This is a genomic window from Nostoc sp. WHI, from assembly GCF_015714725.1.
Taxonomy (GTDB): Bacteria; Cyanobacteriota; Cyanobacteriia; order Cyanobacteriales; family Nostocaceae; genus Nostoc.
Map to the genome: position 1 here is coordinate 21,014 of NZ_WBKM01000281.1, position 17,216 is coordinate 38,229.

Below are 17,216 nucleotides of genomic sequence, written 5' to 3' on the forward strand. Positions count from 1 at the left end.
ACGGTAATATTCTTTACTTTAAAAAAGATGCGTATTGATCGTCATCAGAGAATTTCGGCAAATTTTCAATGGTTTTTGTTACACCGCGATCGCAAGTAGGGTGCGTCAGCCTAAGTAACCTATTGCATGATGAAAAGGAATTAATGCTGACGCACCCTACAGAAATATAGATTATTCCCTGCTAATATTTTCAGATATATTTGTAGCGTGTGCGATCGCAAAGAGATCCAATGGTCTCGGCTCTCAACAATAAAGTATTTATTGCTGCAATAACTGATGTAGAAATTATAGCGGCAATTACCGAGCGATGCCTGCGGCAACCCCTGCGGGGAACGCGCAACGGAAGTATTAGCATTACAGCTGAGATTGATATGGGGCTGATTCAGGATTTTTGATATACGCTTTAAATGGGAGCAGTTTGGAAATGCTATATTTTTTGTATTCTCAAGAAAAAGACTAATGGAAATTCAGGAACTTAAAGCATTAATTAAAGAGAGCATACGGGAAGTTTTGCGAGAAGAGAGAATGTTACTTTGTCAAGTTCTCATACCCTATGTGAGTGATGAAGAACAAGCAGAACTGAATGAAATGTTTGGTTCACCATCAGACTATGAAAAAGAGGAATCAGTTGATATGACAGAATGGGTCAGATATGGCAATCAAATTCCGTAAAAATGCAATTAAGTTTTTAGAAAAGGCAAATATTGAAGATACTGCTAAAATTCAAGAGCAACTCAAGCAACTGCTGATTTTTGTTGAGGAACAGGCGATTATTCCGTTCACAGAACTTGACATTAAAAAAATGAAGGGAGATTGGGAAGGATTTTATAGACTGCGTATTGGTAAAACCAGAATTATCTTTACAGTTAATATTGATTTGGGTGAAATTGAAATTTACACCATTGGCATGAGAGGAAATGTTTATAAATAAGGACTATTTTAGTAAGTTTAGATGTTATCTGAGCTTCTCGCCGCAGCAAAATATAATAATTATGCTTGCAGTTATTGCAGTTAAAACTGCTATTGGTTCAACTAAGTAGCCTGTACGCTTTGTTTGAGATGAGGAGAAGAGCGATGTCTACTACAAGCCGCTTTTCTTCTCTACCAGAGGATGTGCAAACGAAACGCTCTTGCTAGCTCAGAAACAGATTTACAGGAATCCTTAGATAATATAAGTTTGAAAATAAAAGTCAACAGTTCCTCGTTCTTGGGCTGCCGGCTGAGAACGCATTCATTGAGTCTCTGGCTCAATGTCTGACTGGAGGCAGCAACCCTTAATCAGCCATTCCCATGCTCTGCATGGGAACGAGAAGACTTATAATTAAGCTTGCTCCCAAAGCTCACGGATACGGTCAGGCAAACAGCCAGCGATTTCTTGAATCCGCTCTGGGGAAAGTTCGTCTTTGGTAGCAGAAAACACCGCTTTAATTGCCTGCTCTACCTTAACTGTTCCTGGAAGTCCTCCTTCATTAGCAACCCGCGTGAGAAATAGATTGGAATCAATTCCAAGGGGAGCCGGGCCTGTTAAAGGTTGACGGATTCGACTCAAAAATCTCACAATGGGATTGGTGTCTTTCCAGAGGTCAGCCACTTCAAACTGAAGTGCTTTTTCATCTGTAGACACAGCCTCTGTATGTAGTTCTGCCTCAACGCGATCAATTGTGTCCGTGGTCATTAAGTCGCGGATGACGCGAAACACAACTTCGGAAAAGTCTCTTGCGTCATACAAATCCGCAAATCCGCCTTTGACTAAAACCTTTTCTAGAAACGAGCGATATTCCTCAGCGATCGCAGTTCGAGTATCTTCAATCTCTGTTGGGTCAATTTCTGGAATGTTATTTCTAAATGTTTGATCGGGCATCGTTATTAATTTTGAGTGTTTATGCTTACTTTATCTAAGATTACACAAATCAAAAACCCTTAGTATCGTCCAGAAGTTTGAGATGCCATCTATTCAAAAGTTAGAAATTTAACGGATAAACAACACCTGCGTTTTACTATCTGTTGGTAAATTATCTCACATTGCAACTCAGATGCTCCCGTAAGCGATCGCATTGATGCCCAAATGATCGGCACAAATATGGGCATTCTATTAGCAAAGAAAAATTAAATTTAGTTCCCGGCTTATGTTCAAGCTGTCTTCTCTAAAATCGCTGCTCCGGTATGACTCGACCGCCAAGACATCACTCACACGCAAAACCCTGCTGAATATGACGCTGCGAGTAGCAGGGGTTATATTGATTTCTACGGGTGTGAGCTACTTTCACGTCATTTCTAATTTGGAAGTACAGACTAAGAAGCAGTTAGAGAAATACATTACTGAACGAGGACAGCGAGTCAGTACTGTTTTCAAACTAATTGATAGCACAGTAATGATTTTGCAGCATCGTTTCAACGCTACTGATAAACGCTCAGAAATTCGAGTAGTGAGAGACTATGGCAGTCTGCCCCAGGTTGAATGCTATGCTGGAGAACTGAATCAGGTGTTGCTGAATCTGTTGGCGAATGCAATTGATGCATTGGAACGGCATGGTGGTAAGCTATCTTGTGTTTCTGTTCCTGGAGAAGGCAGTGAGTTTGTCATTGAAATTCCGATGCGGCAAAGATGAGCGATCGCACCTTTCCCTTCGCAAGTAGGAGTCGCAAAGCGCAATGCACCTTCATTATATTAGCAGGCGATCGCATAGAGATGTATGTAGTTTGATCGCATTCCTTCTGTAGGGTGCGTTATTGCATTGATTGACAATAGTTCGGTATTATAAGGTATTGAGTTCTGGTTCTGTTCGTGTCTGCAAAAGACAGTTTAGCCGGAACTTTGCCCAAACTTCAGTACAAGAGTATCAAGTTAAGTTGATAGTTTACGATCCAAAAGTTGAGGTGATTGTGCAATGGCAAAACTAGAGCAATATCGTGAATATATTCAGAATTTACTAACAAAGTATGGCAGTTACAAACCTTCAGAAGAAGATGTTGAAATCCAATTGATATTTGATACGGCGCGAGATCATTACCAGATTCTAGAGATTGGTTGGGATGGATATGACCGAATTTATAATTGTGCGATACATTATAGATATCAAAAATGAAAAGATATGGATTCAGCATAATATGACGGATATTCAAATTGCTGAAGGTTTGACTGAGATGGGAGTACCTAGAGAGGATATTGTTTTGGGACTACAGCCATCTTACCTGCGTCAATATACGCAATATGGTGTAGCATAAATTTGTCAAACAAATAATGACAGGAAAACCTCTGTTTAATACGCATCCCTCCCCTAGTACAGTATGGCGTAAATAAGCCACCCATTTGTAATGTCTGAAACCCTTGCTAAAACTTAATTACGAATTACGAATTACGAATTACGAATTACGCAAAGCGGTACTAGCGTGCGTTGTCGCAAAAAACCAGAGCTATTTTACTCAAAAACAACGCCGCGATAAATTTCTGCCATCGGCAATTCAATACTAATTGAATCCAAAGAAATAGATAGCTCTAAGCCGCTAAAATCACTGAGCAACCAACCTTGAGCTTGCTTGCTATAGCGTTCAACAAAAGGTTCATCTTGCTCGACTAATAAATATTCGCTAAAACTTTCAATTGAGCGATACATCCGAAATTTATTTTGTCGGTCGTAATCTGCGGTGGAAGGAGATAAGACTTCAACAATCAGCGTGGGATTCAAGACTTCATCGAAGCGATTAGCATTTAGTTGCGGTTCGCCGTTAAAAATCATTACGTCTGGATATACTCCGCGTTGATATTCGGGAATCCACAGCCGTAAATCGCTGTTAATTGGCTCGAATTGAGTATCGCGCAGCACAGAAGTAAAATAGGTCAAAATGTTCCGACCGATGCGGCTGTGTTTGAGGGTTCCTCCGGGCATGGGTACAATTTCTCCATCTCGATATTCACTGCGTTCTTCGGCTTTTTCTTCGATCGCCCGATATTCATCTAAACTGTAGCGGCGCGAGATAGTAGAAATCATAGGTCGTAGGCGATCGCATTCACTATAGAACAACAATATTATAAAGAACTGTACACCTTAATTTAAATTCTTTGCGTCTTTGCGCGGCAGTCACTCATGGGGGAAACCCCTAGGCGCTCTCTACGAGACGCTACGCGAACGCAGACTCGCTAACGCTACGCTATCGCTTTTAGCGTCTCCCCTTGGGAGAAGACCGCGCTGCCTTGCCTTTGCGCGAAACAAAATTCATCCAATTAATCAGCAACGCCTTATAAACCTGTGGTGGTGGAAATACAAATCTTGATCGCCCCTCACGGTGTTAATGTTAACTTTTTGCAAAATTACATCTAATAGGCTAACTGCTTGACTTTGACATAGCATAAGGGTTTATCTTTGATGTAAACCTGATATAAACATCTGGCGATCAGATGTTTGAGCAGTCATCCAGAAAGGAAGCGTTTTGATGTCAACCGCACCACTCTATCGGACAACGGGTTTTTTGCTGATTGCAGAAAGTTTACTCCTATTTTTGCCAGTCGGTATTCTTGGCGCAGCAATCAACTGGCCCGTAAGTCTCAACGAACCTGCTAATGTTGTATTGCCACAACTGGTTAATCAGTCTCAAGCAGTATTTATTGGTTATGGGCTTTATCTGCTCTATTCCATTCTCTTCTTTCCGATCGCACTGCTAACCGCTCAAATTGTTAAAACAGACAAAGCTAATCCCATACTGCTGCATTTAGCAGTTGGATTTGGGTTGGCTTCGATGATTGCTCGCACCTTGGGGATTATTCGCTGGTTAGTAGCGATGCCGGCATTAGCAAAACTTTACGTTGATCCATCTACGTCAGATGCTACACGAAACGCGATCGCTGTCGTTTACACTGTGCTGAATGACTATGCAGGCGGAATCGGTGAAGTTTTGGGCGTGAGCTTCTTTGCCGCATTATGGTTGATCCTTATTGCCATCACCATTTTGCAAACCCAAGTCCTGCCTCGATGGATTGGACTGTTTGGCTTGCTAACAGCCTCCCTGTTGGCAGTTCAGTTGTTTGAACTTGTGGGAGTGGACTTAGGAGCATTCATCTCAGTGTCAGTTAGTGTGTTGCAGCTTTGGTTTTTAGTAACAGGCATTGTAATGTTACGGCGGGCACAAACTCTCACCAAACAGGTTGCTCACTAATCCAATCTTCTTGATTGTTAAACCTCTAACACTTTAAGTTGACAACATAGGAAATAAGGTATGACACCGAATCAAGAACTGCATGTAATTTTTGGAACTGGGCCGTTGGGGCAAGCTGTGATGCGTGAATTAGTTACCCAGAAAAAACGCATCCGCATGGTAAACCGCAGTGGGCAAGCAGTCGTACCCAATGAAGTGGAAGTTATTGCTGCTGATGCTTATGACCCTGCAAGCACAAAAGCCGTAACAGCAGATGCATCAGTGGTTTATCAGTGCGCCCAACCTGCTTACACCCAGTGGGCAGAGAAATTTCCGGCGCTGCAAGCTGCGATCGTGGATGGTGTTGCTGCTAATGATGCTAAACTCATTGTCGGCGATAATCTCTACATGTATGGCTTAGTCAACAAACCCATGCGAGAAGATTTGCCCAATGTCGCAACCACGCGCAAAGGTGGCACTCGCGCCCTCATGGCGGAAGCGTTGCTCGAAGCTCATCGGAAGAATCGCATTCGAGTTGCCATCGGACGCGGATCAGATTTTTTTGGGCCGCAGGTACTAGGTTCCGTGATGGGAGAGCGAATTTTTCCAGCTGTGTTAGCAGGAAAACCTGCATCTGGCTTAGGCAATATTGATTTGCTTCACACTTACACGTTTATCAACGATTTTGGCAAGGCATTGGTTGTTCTTGGTGAACGAGACGAAGCATTGGGACAAATTTGGCACGTCCCCAATCCGGAAACGGTCACTACACGCCAGTTTCTTGAAATCGCCTTTAAAGAAGCCGGACACCCCGCCAAAATTAACTCAATGGGCAAGTTTATGATGTGGCTGGGGGGTTTATTTATTCCCGAAGCGCGCGAGACTGTTGAGATGATGTATGAGTTTGAAAATCCTTTTGTTGTCGATCATAGCAAGTATGTTCAAATGTTTGGCACTCAGGCAACGCCACTGCGAGAAGCCATCCGCCAGACCTTAGAGTGGTATCGAAGTCATCATTGATGCGGCATATTAAAATATCAATTTTTCTGATTTAGGCTTGAATGCTTGTAGTTGAGGAATATGAGCGCTTAATTGAGATACTTGATCGCCTTATTAATGAAGTTGGTGAAGATGAAAACCATCCGGTTGCGCCTCTAATTGAAAACTACGGGCATTGCTGAATTAAGGGATGAATATCTCACGCAAAGGCAAGGCAGCGCGTTGCGGGGGTTCCCCCCGTTGTAGCGACTGCCGCGCAAAGGCGCAAAGAAAAATCCATAAAATCATCCCGTATTTATGCAACACCTGAAAACTACGAACTAAACACATGCTTCAGTTAGAGGCAATCGTTTCACTTCACCAACTTTCTAAATATGCAGTGGCTTTTGGGAAAGTTGGTGCGATCGCATCGATCATATAATGCTAGCAGCAGGATGATGATGCGATCGCCTACCCATGATTCACGGTTGTAGATATGTGCTTTAAACTAAATGAGTTGGTATAAAATCAGCCGAAACAAAGATGGTAGAAACAACAAACATCGAAATTAACACTTGCTATGTCAAAGTACCTAACAATGACTTAGAAATCGATGCTTACTTAGCTCAACCAGCAAAAAAGGGAAGCTTTGGGGCGGTTATAGTTTTTCCAGAAATCTTTGGAGTTAACAGTAATATTCGAGATATCACCGAATTAATCGCTGAACAAGGTTATGTAACAATAGCACCCGCCCTGTATCAGCGTCTTGCTCCCGGTTTTGAGGTTGAGTATAGCCAAGAAGATGCTGGGTTTAGCCCAGAAGCTTATCAACTCGGCTTGCAATACTATCAACAAGTAAAGTATCAGGAAATTTTAAGCGATATTCAAGCTGCGATCGCATACCTCAAAACTTTACCCAATGTCAAAGATAATACAATCGGTGCTATTGGTTTTTGTTTTGGCGGTCATGTTGCTTATATGGCTGCAACCTTACCCGACATCAAAGCAACAGCTTCATTCTACGGTGGTGGAATTACCACTGCTAGTTATGGTGAAAACACTCCAACCATCAATCGCACCTCGGAAATTAAAGGTACTATCTATGCGTTCTTTGGTACAAGAGATGTATTAATTTCGCAAGAGGAAAACGAGCAAATTGAGGCAGAATTAAAGAAACATAACATAAATCATCGTGTATTCCGATACGACGCAGGACACGGATTCTTTCACGGATTCTTTAAAGACCAGTACCCATTCATCACCCAGAACCCAAGTTACAATCCCGAAGCTGCTCCTGATGCTTGGAAACATGTTATGGAACTGTTTAAAAACAATTTATAAAACTCGATCATCTAAATGAGGCAGCGTCAACGAGACGCTGCGCGTAGCGTCTCCAACAGGAGAAGGGTACGACAAACCATTTCGTGTCTACGATTTCTGCTATTTAAGTATGATGCAGGATAGAATTTAGGCAAAGACTTTATCCTTCTGGTTAGCTGTCTACGATGTCTGCAAGAGATACATTTCATCAACTGGTCAGGACTGCTCTTGAGAATGAAGGGTGGGTAATTACTCATGATCCTTACCACATTGATTTAGGGTTTGTTGATTTTTACATCGACTTGGGTGCAGAACAGTTGCTAGCAGCGACAAAGGGCGATCAAAAGATCGCAGTTGAGATCAAAACATTTTTGGCAGCCTCTACGATTTCTGAGTTTCATACTGCAATTGGACAATTTATTAATTACCGCATTGCATTGGAAGATGACGATCTAGAGCGACGGCTGTATTTGGCAGTTCCCCTCGACGTTTATAAGCGATTTTTGGCGTTGCATAAATACGGGATGATTTTTCTCACGCAGAGGCGCAGAGACGCAGAGAGGATAAAGAGTTTCAGATTTAAATACATAACATTTCATCCCTTGATTCAGCAACGCCCGATTTTTCAAGTATCCATTTATTCAAACGGTCATTGGGCGTAACCAAATTCCGCTTTTGGTATACGACACAGAAAAACAGGAGATTGCACAATGGATAAGCTAAATTTGTATCGCCAACTAATTCAGAGATTATTGACAGCGCGGGCAAAGTTGCGTTCTGGGAGTGATCCAGTAGAAAGTCAAACTATTTTTGATACTACAGAAGACCACTATCAGCTTGTACACCTGGGATGGAAAGATAGCAATACCAGGATTTACGGTTGTGTGCTACATGTGGATATTAAGGATGGAAAAATTTGGGTGCAACATGACGGAACAGAGGATGCGATCGCAGATCAACTTGTGAGTCAAGGAGTGCCTAAGCAAGATATTGTGATAGCATATCATGCACCTCATGTAAGGCAGTATACAGAGTTTGCTGTAGGTAACTCAAATGAATAGATTCCTTTAGATCACATTCTACAATTATGCATTTGACTATAGAAATCTATCGCAATGGTTTTTGGAGGTTCTTGTGATCAAGTCTGACTTTAATAGCATGACCAAAACTGAGTTATACCATGTCCGTCTCTGCGTGTTAGCGTTAGCGGGGCGTAGCCCGGCAAATTCATATTTTGGCGTTGCTGATTGCAGTATGAATTTTGTTTCGCGCAAAGACAAGGCAGCGCGGTCTTCTCCCAAAGGGAGATGCTAAAAGCGATGGGGGTTTCCCCCATGAGTGACTGCCGCGCGAAGAATTTAAATTTTAGATTTTAAAACATTAATTTTCATACCTAATTCAGCAACGCCCATATTTTCAATCAGCAACGCCGAATAATTAAACATGAGCTAGGGCTAGAGGATTGCAATGAACGATGTGGAAGTGATTACCAAATATATAGAAAAGGGTTGAACTGAAGAATTCGATACTGTTGGCGAAGACCTAGTATCCGCACTCGCCCATTGCACCCACTGCGATCCTATTGCTTTTAAGCTTTTGAGTTTTTAAGCAGTAATTGACAACCACATGAGAACGGGTTGAGACTCTCCGTGCGATCGTCCACAAGTACTTCAATGGGAAGCTTACTGTTGTAAAGCAATTCGTCATAATCCATCAAAGCATACCACTTGATCTTGCCAGTCGGGAAGCCTAGCTGTAAAGCTCCATCAGATATTAACTCTTGCCATTTTTGAACTTCTGGATCTTGCGATTTGCAATAATCGAGAATGGCAATAAATGCACCAGGCTTGGTAACTCGTAAAATCTCTTTAACAGCACGGACTGGATCATCAATCACACAGAGGGTAAATCCTGACGCTGCTGCATCAAAGCTATTATCAGGAAAATCCAGATTGTACAGATCCGATACCTTCAAGGTGATGTCTGCGGATACGCGTTTTTTACGTGCTTCATCTAGCATCTTTAGAGAAAGATCAACACCGACGACATGTACCCCTTCAGGATAGGCTGAAAGATTAAGACCTGTTCCTACCGCAGCATCGAGTACGGTTTGTCCTGGCTGAAGCTGCAAGGAAGCAATTAGAGGTTCGCGCTCAATGTGCCAGTAGCGCATCATAATTGCGTCATAATCTGCTGCGCCTTGATTGTAAGTTTCAATCACCTGATTTATCTGCATAGATTTTTTAACAAACTAGGACTACTGATTTTAACTAGCTTTTCAACTGTATGCGGCGTTATCTCCCAAAGCTCGTGTATTTTACTATAGCAGTCCTAAATCATTTGTGAAAATTCTATATCTCTTTCTTCTTTCTTCCCTTTGTGTCCTTGGCGTTCTTGGCGGTTCGTTTCCTTATTTATATTTTTCACGACTCATTTAGGATTGCTATATTAGCTATATAACTTGACAATTCCACCTCTAGACTGTCAGTGAAACAGGTATCAGTTGCGCCATTATTTGAATATGATTATTAAGATAATATTTTGCTTAATCGGCAATATTCGCCATTCAATCCAACTTTATGAAGGATTACTATAGGATAAAGCGAAGCCGTTAAACGAGATTTGATTGATAAACAATAAATGAATACAGTCATTACACCAGAGATAATTGAGCTTTCGCCAGGTACAGTTGTACGGATGCTGGGTTCTTGGCATGATTATCAACTATTAAGTCACCAATTAGGCGATCGCGCAATTCCTCGGATCAAATATCGCTCAGGAGTACTTCTGTTGATGGCACCGCTACCAGAACATGGAAAAAAGGTAAGTCTACTGGCATTGGTAGTAACAACTGTGCTTGAACACTTAAATCGGGTATATGACTCATTTACACCCATCACTATGAGCTTGCCAGATATTAGCGGTATTGAACCTGATTATTGCTTTTACATTGAAAATTGGCAACAAGTTCAAGGCAAAGATCGTATCGACTGGCAAAATGACCCTCCACCTGATTTAGTCATTGAAGTTGATGTAACTAGTTATACCGATATCAATGATTACTTGCCTTATCGAGTCCCAGAAGTTTGGCTGTTAAAGAACAATCAGTTATTGGTTTATATATTGCAAAGTTCTACTTATATACTTGGAGAAAGCAGTTACTTCCCTAATATCTCAGAAATTGTGCAGCAATGTCTTTTAATTGCCAGCCAACAAACAACAAGTGAGGCGATTAGGTGGCTAAGGAATTTTTTAGCCAGCAACAGATAAGTAGGTAGGCATAATTAAAATAATTTGTAATTATTTTAAACTACTCCACGAACCTTTGGATGGATAGGAACCTGAATGATAAACTCGGTTCCTTCTCCACAAGTTGAGAAACACTCCAGTTTGCCGCCATGTTTTTCTGTGACGATTTGGTAGCTTATGGACATACCCATTCCAGTTCCTTTCCCAATAGCTTTGGTGGTGAAAAAGGGATCGAATATTCGTTGCTGAAATTCTTTAGAAATACCTACTCCGTTATCAGCGATCGCCACTTCTACAGACGTTGAATTAACTACCGATGTCCGAATCTTTATTCGACTGGGATTGTTCTCGATCTCTTGATAAGTACGCTTGGCATTATTTTCTTCTAAAGCATCAATTGCATTCACGAAAATATTCATAAACACCTGGTTGAGTTGTCCAGCATAGCATTCTACTAAGGGTATATTGCCGTAGTCTTTGATGACTTCAATTTCGGGTTGTTCTGGTTTAGCTTTGAAGCGGTGTTGCAAAATCATCAGCGTACTGTCAATCCCCTCATGAATATCGACGCTTTTGAATTCCGCTTCGTCCATCCGGGAGAAGTTCCGCAGCGACAATACAATTTGGCGAATGCGATCAGTACCCACTTTCATAGAAGACAACATTTTTGGCAAGTCTTCCTGCAAAAACTCCAGATCCATGTCCTCGGCAGCATTTTGAATTTCAGGAATAGGTTTAGAATCATGCTCTTGATACAACTGCACAAACGCTAATAAATTCTGGGTATATTCCTGCACATGGACAAGGTTGCCATGAATAAAGTTGACTGGATTATTAATTTCGTGTGCAACTCCAGCAACTAGTTGTCCCAAACTAGACATTTTTTCACTTTGAATAACTTGAGATTGAGTTCGCTGCAATTCCTCTAAAGCATTTTTAAGTTCAGTGGTGCGCTCTTCTACTCGGTCTTCTAGTTCTTCCTTGCTTTTCTCTAAGGCAGCAAAGGATTCACGTAGTTGTCCTGCCATGTAGTTGAAAGAGTTGGACAAAGTATTAAGTTCTCGAATGCTGCCAGTTTCTACTGTTTGATCTAAATTGCCAAATGCGATCGCTTCACTTGCCCAATTCAGGCACAGAATTTGGCGAGCAATCCAATGAGAGGTGAACACGCCCATCACTGAGGCAATAACCAATGCGCCAAAACAAAGTGCGATCGTGGTTTGCGTGTTGGCGTTAATTTGCGTCATAAATGCGTTTTCTGGCACACTCACCACCACCAGCCAATCTAAGCCATACTTGTCACGCCAAGGTGCAACATGGATAAAATACCGTTTTCCTTGCACCTCAAGCTGAAAATCTCTGTCTTGGGTGATGGAGCTAAACCCGGAGGTTTGGAGGTGTTTAGCAATGTTCTGAATCATTGGGTTAGAACTGTTAATTGCCTGCAATCGCTGAATTTTTTGATTAACGAAGGTAAAGGGCTTCTCTGTACCAGAACTGGCGATTAAGGCACCATCCCGCTCTAAAATGAATACCTGCCCAGACTGACTAATATTCAAACTGCGTAAAAAATCGCTGAGTTTCAGCAAGTGAATGTCCGTTGCAATCATTCCCAATAAGCGATTTTGCGAATCATAAATGGGACGACTAGCAGAGGCGACGACGTAAGGGCCAGTTGGAAGATTTGCAGTCACAATTTTTGCCCAAATGGGTTTACCAGCCGCAATGGGTTGGGTGTACCAAACTTCGCTAAGACTGTTCCAAGTAAAACGATTATTAACTTGAGTCCGATTGCCCTGGTTATCCGTGGCATAGTTAGTAGTGTTGTTAGGAAGCTTGGCAGTCCAATCAGTCCAATCATCAATAGTGATCGTCTTGCCATCATAACGAGCGGCTCCAAGCCCCTCACCTGTCGTTAGTCCGATACCAATATAAGTCAGATCGTAGGCTTGCATCTGATCCCAGAAATACTTACCAAGGGTTTCGCGATGCCTACGGCTGGCTCCGCCTACGCGCACATCTAATATTCCCCTGCGGATAGCATCTGCATTGATCTGATTGAGCGTTTGCGGAATTGAAAGATAAGACTTCAAATGTTCATCCACTACCTCGCTGGTGCGAGCCATCAACTGCTCTGCCAAGTCGTTAACTGCTTTTTGTCCATTTTTAAAAGACAAATAACCCACCAAACTGACTGCTGCAAAAATTTGGATAACGAAGGGAACAACAAGAACAATCTGTAATGGGAACGCTTTAACTTTGCTAAGATAGTGAGTTTTCATTGTTGGAAACTAGAAGTTGATGCTAATCTGATTTACTTCTATAGTTCCCAAGATGCTCACAAACTCACCTTTGTTTAATTTTTTTGTTAAGGAAGAAGCATCTGTAGAGTGCGTTGCGCTTTATGACAACGCACCATTAGATCAAATATCCCCAACATCTGACAAAAGCTAAACCTCACTATTACCCCAATCTAACGGATAAATATTTTGTTAGATAAAACAGCGATGTCTACGACGGGCTGCGCCTACACAATTATTTGGGCATGACAAAATTTTGAGTACTAGCGTACATCCTAACTTGTCGCTACTGTTTTATTTCCATTATTGCCCTCCACACTAACAACAAATGAGGGTTGCTCAATACTGGGAGTTGGCAACTCGCCTCGCAGTCCCTTCCGACGCTGGTTCTTAGGAACTCCTCCCGCCATGCCATACTCTACACTGCTTTTGCCATATCGAGCTCCAACTGCCATTAACATATGCTCTGTCATATCTCCCAACTCGTCCTCCGTTTCCAGCATTTCACGATACAACTTATCCAAGCTAGAAAGGGCACTGTTATATGCATTTTCTTTAGTTCGCATCGTCTCGATCAGGATTGAGAAAGTAGGTAGAGTGAGTCCATTGCCTAAATCTAAATTTTGATTAATTGAGTTTATGCTAGCCGCACGACGCACTGCTCTTTCCAACACTACGGAAGTTCTTTTTCTCCGAGCCATAATATACACCTTGTAATCTAATACGGTTAATATTCTTTACCTTAAAAAACTTACGTATAGATCAGCCTGAGAGAATTCCGGCAAATCTGCAATAGTTTTTGATACATAGGGATAATTACAGCAGATTGCGCGAACTACTTAAATGAGAAAGCAAACTGGGGTTTGAGTAAGTAAAAGCTTATTTGACTTGCGGAAAACACCAAAATGAGAAAGCAAACTGGGGTTTGAGTAAGTAAAAGCTTATTTGACTTGCGGAAAACACCAAAATGAGAAAGCAAACTGGGGTTTGAGTAAGTAAAAGCTTATTTGACTTGCGGAAAACACCAAAATGAGAAAGCAAACTGGGGTTTGAATAAGTAAAAGCTCATTTTGCTAACTAAATTTGATTTGAGCTATATTTCTGCGCCGCAATGACCAGTTAGAATTATTGTGAAGAATTAAAAAATAAAATTTTGTTAGCAAGATATGTAGGGGCAATTCATGAATTGCCCCTACCTAATAATCTCTAGCTTTAAAATTGGGGAACGTGGTTGAAGTTGATTTAAGTGAACAGCCAATTTCCACTAGTTTGCCTACATTTGATTAAAGCTCGGTTCATCTAGAACCGAGCTTTAATTGAGATTTTATTTGATGAGAATCGTGGCGTTTAGAGGATGTTTTAAAAGTCCCAAAAGGTATATTTTTGCAGTTTTGCACTGAGTTAAATACAAAGCAAAATCAAGGTTTTAGCTATGTAATGAGATGTTTTGCTGTGCTAACTATGAGAGCAAAAAATCCTTTTAAAACATCATTTTAGACAAGCACAATTGCCTTTGTATTAAGAGGAGGTACTCCAAATCCAAAGCAAAGAAGTTTTACTTGCGAGTTAGGTTAAGCAGTTCTTTGGGAGAAGCAAGTAAATCAATAGCCACAAAGTAAATTTTACCTTGAGGATCGAGTAAAAATCTCCAGGCAATGTTCATCCCAACATTACCTCCAAACCAAGGAGTTTCGACAGTACCAGTAATTTTATGCTGTGTATAACCATCTTCTATGATTTCCGAAACGCCTTTAGTTGGCTTCATCACTAACCCTTGTCCTTCATCTCGTAGGTAGGCAGTGATCGCCTCTTGACCAACAATTGGTTTTTGGAAAGGCGGTTGCAGCGCACCATTGTTAGCAAATAAAGCAACAGCAGCTTCAATGTCATCTGCATTCATGGCTTCAATGTATTGCAGCACTGTTGGTTGTGTGACTCCCTCAATAGTAAATTTGGGGCTTTGGGATGCGCGTGTGAATTTAAAGTTTATGACTTGTCCTTGTTGGGTATCAGCCAGAGACGGATCAAAGCCCATATTTACTACAGTATTGCGTAGTACAGTAATTTGCTGACTCTGATCGATTTGCTGAACTGCTTCTAATACTGCTTTAATTTCACTTGACATTTGATAGCCGGCTGGCATCGGAGCGACAATACCCTGTTTCATCCACTCTCCTAACTGCCACCAGAATCCCAACTTGGCATTAACACCAAAGTATGCATAGGAACGGCTGATGGGAGTATCAGCATTACTCGCCAAATCTCTCATTAATTGCGTTTGTTCTTCATGAGACATCCGCTTAATATCGTTGAATATACCTTCCATTAATTGGAGATTTGCTTTTCCGGGAGCAGCTGGAGTAATTGTACGACCTAATTCAGCATAGGCATACCAGAGAAATGCTAGTTGATCGTCAATGTTGAGTTTAGCAAACATTGCTGTAGTGGCTGGAACAGCATCTGCTATCTGAGTGTTAGAGAAAATATTGCGTGCGGAATCGATAGTATAACTCATGCTTATCACCTTAAAGATTTAGCTATTCAGTAGTTGCTTTCGGCTGCATTTTACAGCTTGGGGGATAAATCTAGGGCATTTTTCCTAGATGACACAACTATCCCTAGATGTTTAAGTCCGAATCATTATCATTTGCTACTCTGGCATCATACCTGTTAAACGTTAACAAAAAACTAAGATTTACAATATTTATTTGATAGATTTCATTTAATGAAATCTATGTCAACTATTTGTTTTTTAAATCTATAGTCTAAGAAAAGTAATTTTTTGGAAAATATATCTTCCTTTAGGAAGATATATAGCATCTATCTATGTGAAATTGAGACGCAACTTACAAATCTTTTGCGTAGGCGCAGCCCGTCGTAGACATCGCTGTTTGGATAAAGGATGGCTCTAGCTCAATTCTTTTGCTGCCGAGTTTGGGTCAAACTATGATATGACAGTAACGGTTCAGGCTGCATCCGATGAAGTGTCGTCAAAGATCATAGCCCTGCTACAATCCAAATATCTATGCAGAAAGATTATCTAAAATGTTTATATAGAAGTTTTAACAACAGTGCTGCACTCGAACGTAACTGACGTAAGAACGTAATAAATTTTTTTTGTCACATTTAGAGTCAAGTCATGAATAAATTGATTAAAATATTTACATGTAGATTAGAGATATCCTCAAAGTTATGTCTAACGTTGACAGAAAAGAACTTCACCGACGAATTATGATTCTTCGGGACAAAGCTCAAGCAGGAAAAATCCATCTTGCAGAACATCTCGCTGCCGATGTTTTGGAAAGCTTGAGCAGGGTACAACTTGCTTCAGATGGACTAATAATCTGGTTTCTAGTTAAAAAAACATTTATGAGTAATTAGAGTTAGATTAACTACCCTGTTAAAGTCCATAAAAAATATCTCGCATGAAAGGTATAAGGCTAAAATATGTTGTTTATCTTATTGTCCATTGTTTTCGTTACAGTGATTATGATATTTGCGCTTCTAAAAAATTGGAAGTTGAGGATAGTTGCTCTTAGCATTCTTACCGTTTTGTGCGCTGTAATTTTCAACTCTGTTCTGACAATCTCTTTTCTACCCAATCTTGGTTTCTCGAATACTCCAGAAAGGTCTGCTTGGGAAAAATTAGGTGGCTGGCAAACCTTATTTCAATTTAGTTGTATGCTTTTAGGAATGTGTTCAAAAGCCATTTGGGATGCCATAGAGAATCGTGAAGAAAGTAAACCTATAAAAATTAATTCTTGGGTTTTATTGAAGCCTGCTTTAGTTTCTCCAATTGTCTTCATTAGCGTCTTGCAAAACTCTAGTTTAGAGGTTAGTACATTAATCTTATGTTTTGCTTTTCAAAACGGTTTCTTCTGGCAAACAGTGTTGGGGAAAGCTGAGGCAAGTAGACCTAAACAAGCAACAACTTAAACTTAAAAAACTGATAAAAACCTTGGCGTGGATCAGTCTTAAGATTGGCAGTGTTCACAGAGTCTATGCTATCGGTGAGTATCTTCCGTCTTCTTGTTAAGATGATATTGTCAATAAACCAAAACCGTTATTCATGAAACGGGAATATGTCAATGGCAGACATCACAATACAGCACTTCCGGCAGCTATGCTGGAAAGGGCAAGCAGAAAAGCTGTATTGCATAATAGCGGCGCTGTATCGATTATTACGCCTCAAGGGTTTGTCAGCCAGTCTTGACAGCGACAACGCACACTACCGCGTCG

Annotated in this window: 20 protein-coding genes and 1 pseudogene; 15 read left to right on the forward strand and 6 right to left on the reverse strand. The window is 41.0% G+C overall.

The genetic code is table 11. The annotated features are described in order from the left end of the window. The first annotated feature begins 230 nt into the window (after positions 1–230). From F8S12_RS28370 to F8S12_RS28380, 3 genes are all read left to right on the forward strand, one after another. Positions 231–395, forward strand: a complete 165-nt coding sequence (locus F8S12_RS28370) for a hypothetical protein (RefSeq protein ID WP_196519615.1) — start codon at positions 231–233, stop codon at positions 393–395. Positions 396–459: 64 nt separating this feature from the next. After that, a complete protein-coding gene (locus F8S12_RS28375) occupies positions 460–672 on the forward strand; it encodes a hypothetical protein (protein ID WP_196519616.1) in 213 nt (70 codons plus the stop codon). Beyond that, entirely contained in the window at positions 653–931 is a 279-nt protein-coding gene (locus F8S12_RS28380) for a type II toxin-antitoxin system RelE family toxin (protein ID WP_196519617.1), read from the forward strand. The genes F8S12_RS28375 and F8S12_RS28380 overlap by 20 nt, the downstream gene beginning before the upstream one ends. 390 nt (positions 932–1,321) lie before the next feature. Here F8S12_RS28380 and F8S12_RS28385 read toward each other — a convergent pair whose 3' ends face one another. Further along, entirely contained in the window at positions 1,322–1,861 is a 540-nt protein-coding gene (locus tag F8S12_RS28385; protein ID WP_196519618.1) for a DUF2267 domain-containing protein, read from the reverse strand. 265 nt (positions 1,862–2,126) lie between these two features. Between F8S12_RS28385 and F8S12_RS28390 the strand changes: the two genes are divergently transcribed. From F8S12_RS28390 to F8S12_RS28395, 3 genes and pseudogenes are all read left to right on the forward strand, one after another. Further along, on the forward strand, positions 2,127–2,609 hold the full coding sequence (locus F8S12_RS28390) for a HAMP domain-containing histidine kinase (RefSeq protein WP_196519619.1): 483 nt from the start codon (positions 2,127–2,129) through the stop codon (positions 2,607–2,609). Positions 2,610–2,766: 157 nt separating this feature from the next. After that, complete coding sequence (locus tag F8S12_RS41795; protein WP_269144857.1) at positions 2,767–2,901, forward strand: hypothetical protein; 135 nt, start codon at positions 2,767–2,769, stop codon at positions 2,899–2,901. Further along, positions 2,889–3,225: pseudogene (locus F8S12_RS28395) on the forward strand (XisI protein). Before F8S12_RS41795 ends, F8S12_RS28395 begins: the two are co-directional and overlap by 13 nt. Before the next feature lie 194 nt (positions 3,226–3,419). On the opposite strand, the gene F8S12_RS28400 reads toward F8S12_RS28395, so the two are convergent. Continuing rightward, entirely contained in the window at positions 3,420–3,989 is a 570-nt protein-coding gene (locus F8S12_RS28400; protein ID WP_196519659.1) for a Uma2 family endonuclease, read from the reverse strand. Between the two features lie 442 nt (positions 3,990–4,431). On the opposite strand from F8S12_RS28400, the gene F8S12_RS28405 reads away from it, so the two are divergent. The 5 genes from F8S12_RS28405 (at position 4,432) to F8S12_RS28425 (ending at position 8,489) form a co-directional block, all read left to right on the forward strand. Beyond that, a complete protein-coding gene (locus F8S12_RS28405) occupies positions 4,432–5,151 on the forward strand; it encodes a DUF4386 domain-containing protein (RefSeq protein ID WP_196519620.1) in 720 nt (239 codons plus the stop codon). Between the two features lie 60 nt (positions 5,152–5,211). Beyond that, positions 5,212–6,150: an SDR family oxidoreductase gene (locus tag F8S12_RS28410; protein WP_196519621.1), complete on the forward strand. Its 939-nt coding sequence runs from the start codon at positions 5,212–5,214 to the stop codon at positions 6,148–6,150. Positions 6,151–6,651: 501 nt separating this feature from the next. After that, positions 6,652–7,449, forward strand: coding sequence for a dienelactone hydrolase family protein (locus F8S12_RS28415; protein WP_196519622.1), 798 nt, complete (start codon positions 6,652–6,654; stop codon positions 7,447–7,449). A 164-nt stretch (positions 7,450–7,613) separates the two neighbouring features. Next, complete coding sequence (locus tag F8S12_RS28420; protein WP_196519623.1) at positions 7,614–8,090, forward strand: XisH family protein; 477 nt, start codon at positions 7,614–7,616, stop codon at positions 8,088–8,090. A 48-nt stretch (positions 8,091–8,138) separates the two neighbouring features. Then, positions 8,139–8,489, forward strand: coding sequence for a XisI protein (locus F8S12_RS28425; protein ID WP_196519624.1), 351 nt, complete (start codon positions 8,139–8,141; stop codon positions 8,487–8,489). A 527-nt stretch (positions 8,490–9,016) separates the two neighbouring features. On the opposite strand, the gene F8S12_RS28430 is transcribed toward F8S12_RS28425, so the two are convergent. Continuing rightward, a complete protein-coding gene (locus tag F8S12_RS28430) occupies positions 9,017–9,664 on the reverse strand; it encodes a class I SAM-dependent methyltransferase (protein WP_196519625.1) in 648 nt (215 codons plus the stop codon). Positions 9,665–10,068: 404 nt separating this feature from the next. Here F8S12_RS28430 and F8S12_RS28435 point away from each other — a divergent pair, with 404 nt between their 5' ends. Further along, positions 10,069–10,698 (forward strand): Uma2 family endonuclease, encoded by a 630-nt coding sequence (locus tag F8S12_RS28435; protein ID WP_196519626.1) that lies wholly within the window; start codon positions 10,069–10,071, stop codon positions 10,696–10,698. A gap of 35 nt (positions 10,699–10,733) precedes the next feature. Here F8S12_RS28435 and F8S12_RS28440 read toward each other — a convergent pair whose 3' ends face one another. The 3 genes from F8S12_RS28440 to F8S12_RS28450 form a co-directional block, all read right to left on the reverse strand. After that, positions 10,734–12,959, reverse strand: a complete 2,226-nt coding sequence (locus tag F8S12_RS28440) for a sensor histidine kinase (RefSeq protein WP_196519627.1) — start codon at positions 12,957–12,959, stop codon at positions 10,734–10,736. Positions 12,960–13,252: 293 nt separating this feature from the next. After that, a complete protein-coding gene (locus F8S12_RS28445; RefSeq protein ID WP_196519628.1) occupies positions 13,253–13,678 on the reverse strand; it encodes a hypothetical protein in 426 nt (141 codons plus the stop codon). An 854-nt stretch (positions 13,679–14,532) separates the two neighbouring features. Next, positions 14,533–15,492, reverse strand: a complete 960-nt coding sequence (locus F8S12_RS28450) for an orange carotenoid protein N-terminal domain-containing protein (protein ID WP_196519629.1) — start codon at positions 15,490–15,492, stop codon at positions 14,533–14,535. A 677-nt stretch (positions 15,493–16,169) separates the two neighbouring features. Here F8S12_RS28450 and F8S12_RS28455 point away from each other — a divergent pair. From F8S12_RS28455 to F8S12_RS28465, 3 genes are all read left to right on the forward strand, one after another. Beyond that, on the forward strand, positions 16,170–16,358 hold the full coding sequence (locus tag F8S12_RS28455) for a hypothetical protein (protein WP_196519630.1): 189 nt from the start codon (positions 16,170–16,172) through the stop codon (positions 16,356–16,358). A 66-nt stretch (positions 16,359–16,424) separates the two neighbouring features. Further along, a complete protein-coding gene (locus F8S12_RS28460; RefSeq protein WP_196519631.1) occupies positions 16,425–16,913 on the forward strand; it encodes a hypothetical protein in 489 nt (162 codons plus the stop codon). Between the two features lie 133 nt (positions 16,914–17,046). After that, positions 17,047–17,190: a hypothetical protein gene (locus F8S12_RS28465; RefSeq protein ID WP_196519632.1), complete on the forward strand. Its 144-nt coding sequence runs from the start codon at positions 17,047–17,049 to the stop codon at positions 17,188–17,190. Positions 17,191–17,216: the final 26 nt, after the last annotated feature.

Excerpts from the sequence above, each read along its gene's own strand:
- F8S12_RS28370 (WP_196519615.1), top strand. The coding sequence starts at position 231 with ATGGTCTCGGCTCTCAACAATAAAGTATTTATTGCTGCAATAACTGAT.
- F8S12_RS28375 (WP_196519616.1), top strand. The coding sequence starts at position 460 with ATGGAAATTCAGGAACTTAAAGCATTAATTAAAGAGAGCATACGGGAA.
- F8S12_RS28380 (WP_196519617.1), top strand. The coding sequence starts at position 653 with ATGGCAATCAAATTCCGTAAAAATGCAATTAAGTTTTTAGAAAAGGCA.
- F8S12_RS28385 (WP_196519618.1), bottom strand. The coding sequence starts at position 1,861 with ATGCCCGATCAAACATTTAGAAATAACATTCCAGAAATTGACCCAACA.
- F8S12_RS28390 (WP_196519619.1), top strand. The coding sequence starts at position 2,127 with ATGTTCAAGCTGTCTTCTCTAAAATCGCTGCTCCGGTATGACTCGACC.
- F8S12_RS28400 (WP_196519659.1), bottom strand. The coding sequence starts at position 3,989 with ATGATTTCTACTATCTCGCGCCGCTACAGTTTAGATGAATATCGGGCG.
- F8S12_RS28405 (WP_196519620.1), top strand. The coding sequence starts at position 4,432 with ATGTCAACCGCACCACTCTATCGGACAACGGGTTTTTTGCTGATTGCA.
- F8S12_RS28410 (WP_196519621.1), top strand. The coding sequence starts at position 5,212 with ATGACACCGAATCAAGAACTGCATGTAATTTTTGGAACTGGGCCGTTG.
- F8S12_RS28415 (WP_196519622.1), top strand. The coding sequence starts at position 6,652 with ATGGTAGAAACAACAAACATCGAAATTAACACTTGCTATGTCAAAGTA.
- F8S12_RS28420 (WP_196519623.1), top strand. The coding sequence starts at position 7,614 with ATGTCTGCAAGAGATACATTTCATCAACTGGTCAGGACTGCTCTTGAG.
- F8S12_RS28425 (WP_196519624.1), top strand. The coding sequence starts at position 8,139 with ATGGATAAGCTAAATTTGTATCGCCAACTAATTCAGAGATTATTGACA.
- F8S12_RS28430 (WP_196519625.1), bottom strand. The coding sequence starts at position 9,664 with ATGCAGATAAATCAGGTGATTGAAACTTACAATCAAGGCGCAGCAGAT.
- F8S12_RS28435 (WP_196519626.1), top strand. The coding sequence starts at position 10,069 with ATGAATACAGTCATTACACCAGAGATAATTGAGCTTTCGCCAGGTACA.
- F8S12_RS28440 (WP_196519627.1), bottom strand. The coding sequence starts at position 12,959 with ATGAAAACTCACTATCTTAGCAAAGTTAAAGCGTTCCCATTACAGATT.
- F8S12_RS28445 (WP_196519628.1), bottom strand. The coding sequence starts at position 13,678 with ATGGCTCGGAGAAAAAGAACTTCCGTAGTGTTGGAAAGAGCAGTGCGT.
- F8S12_RS28450 (WP_196519629.1), bottom strand. The coding sequence starts at position 15,492 with ATGAGTTATACTATCGATTCCGCACGCAATATTTTCTCTAACACTCAG.
- F8S12_RS28455 (WP_196519630.1), top strand. The coding sequence starts at position 16,170 with ATGTCTAACGTTGACAGAAAAGAACTTCACCGACGAATTATGATTCTT.
- F8S12_RS28460 (WP_196519631.1), top strand. The coding sequence starts at position 16,425 with ATGTTGTTTATCTTATTGTCCATTGTTTTCGTTACAGTGATTATGATA.
- F8S12_RS28465 (WP_196519632.1), top strand. The coding sequence starts at position 17,047 with ATGAAACGGGAATATGTCAATGGCAGACATCACAATACAGCACTTCCG.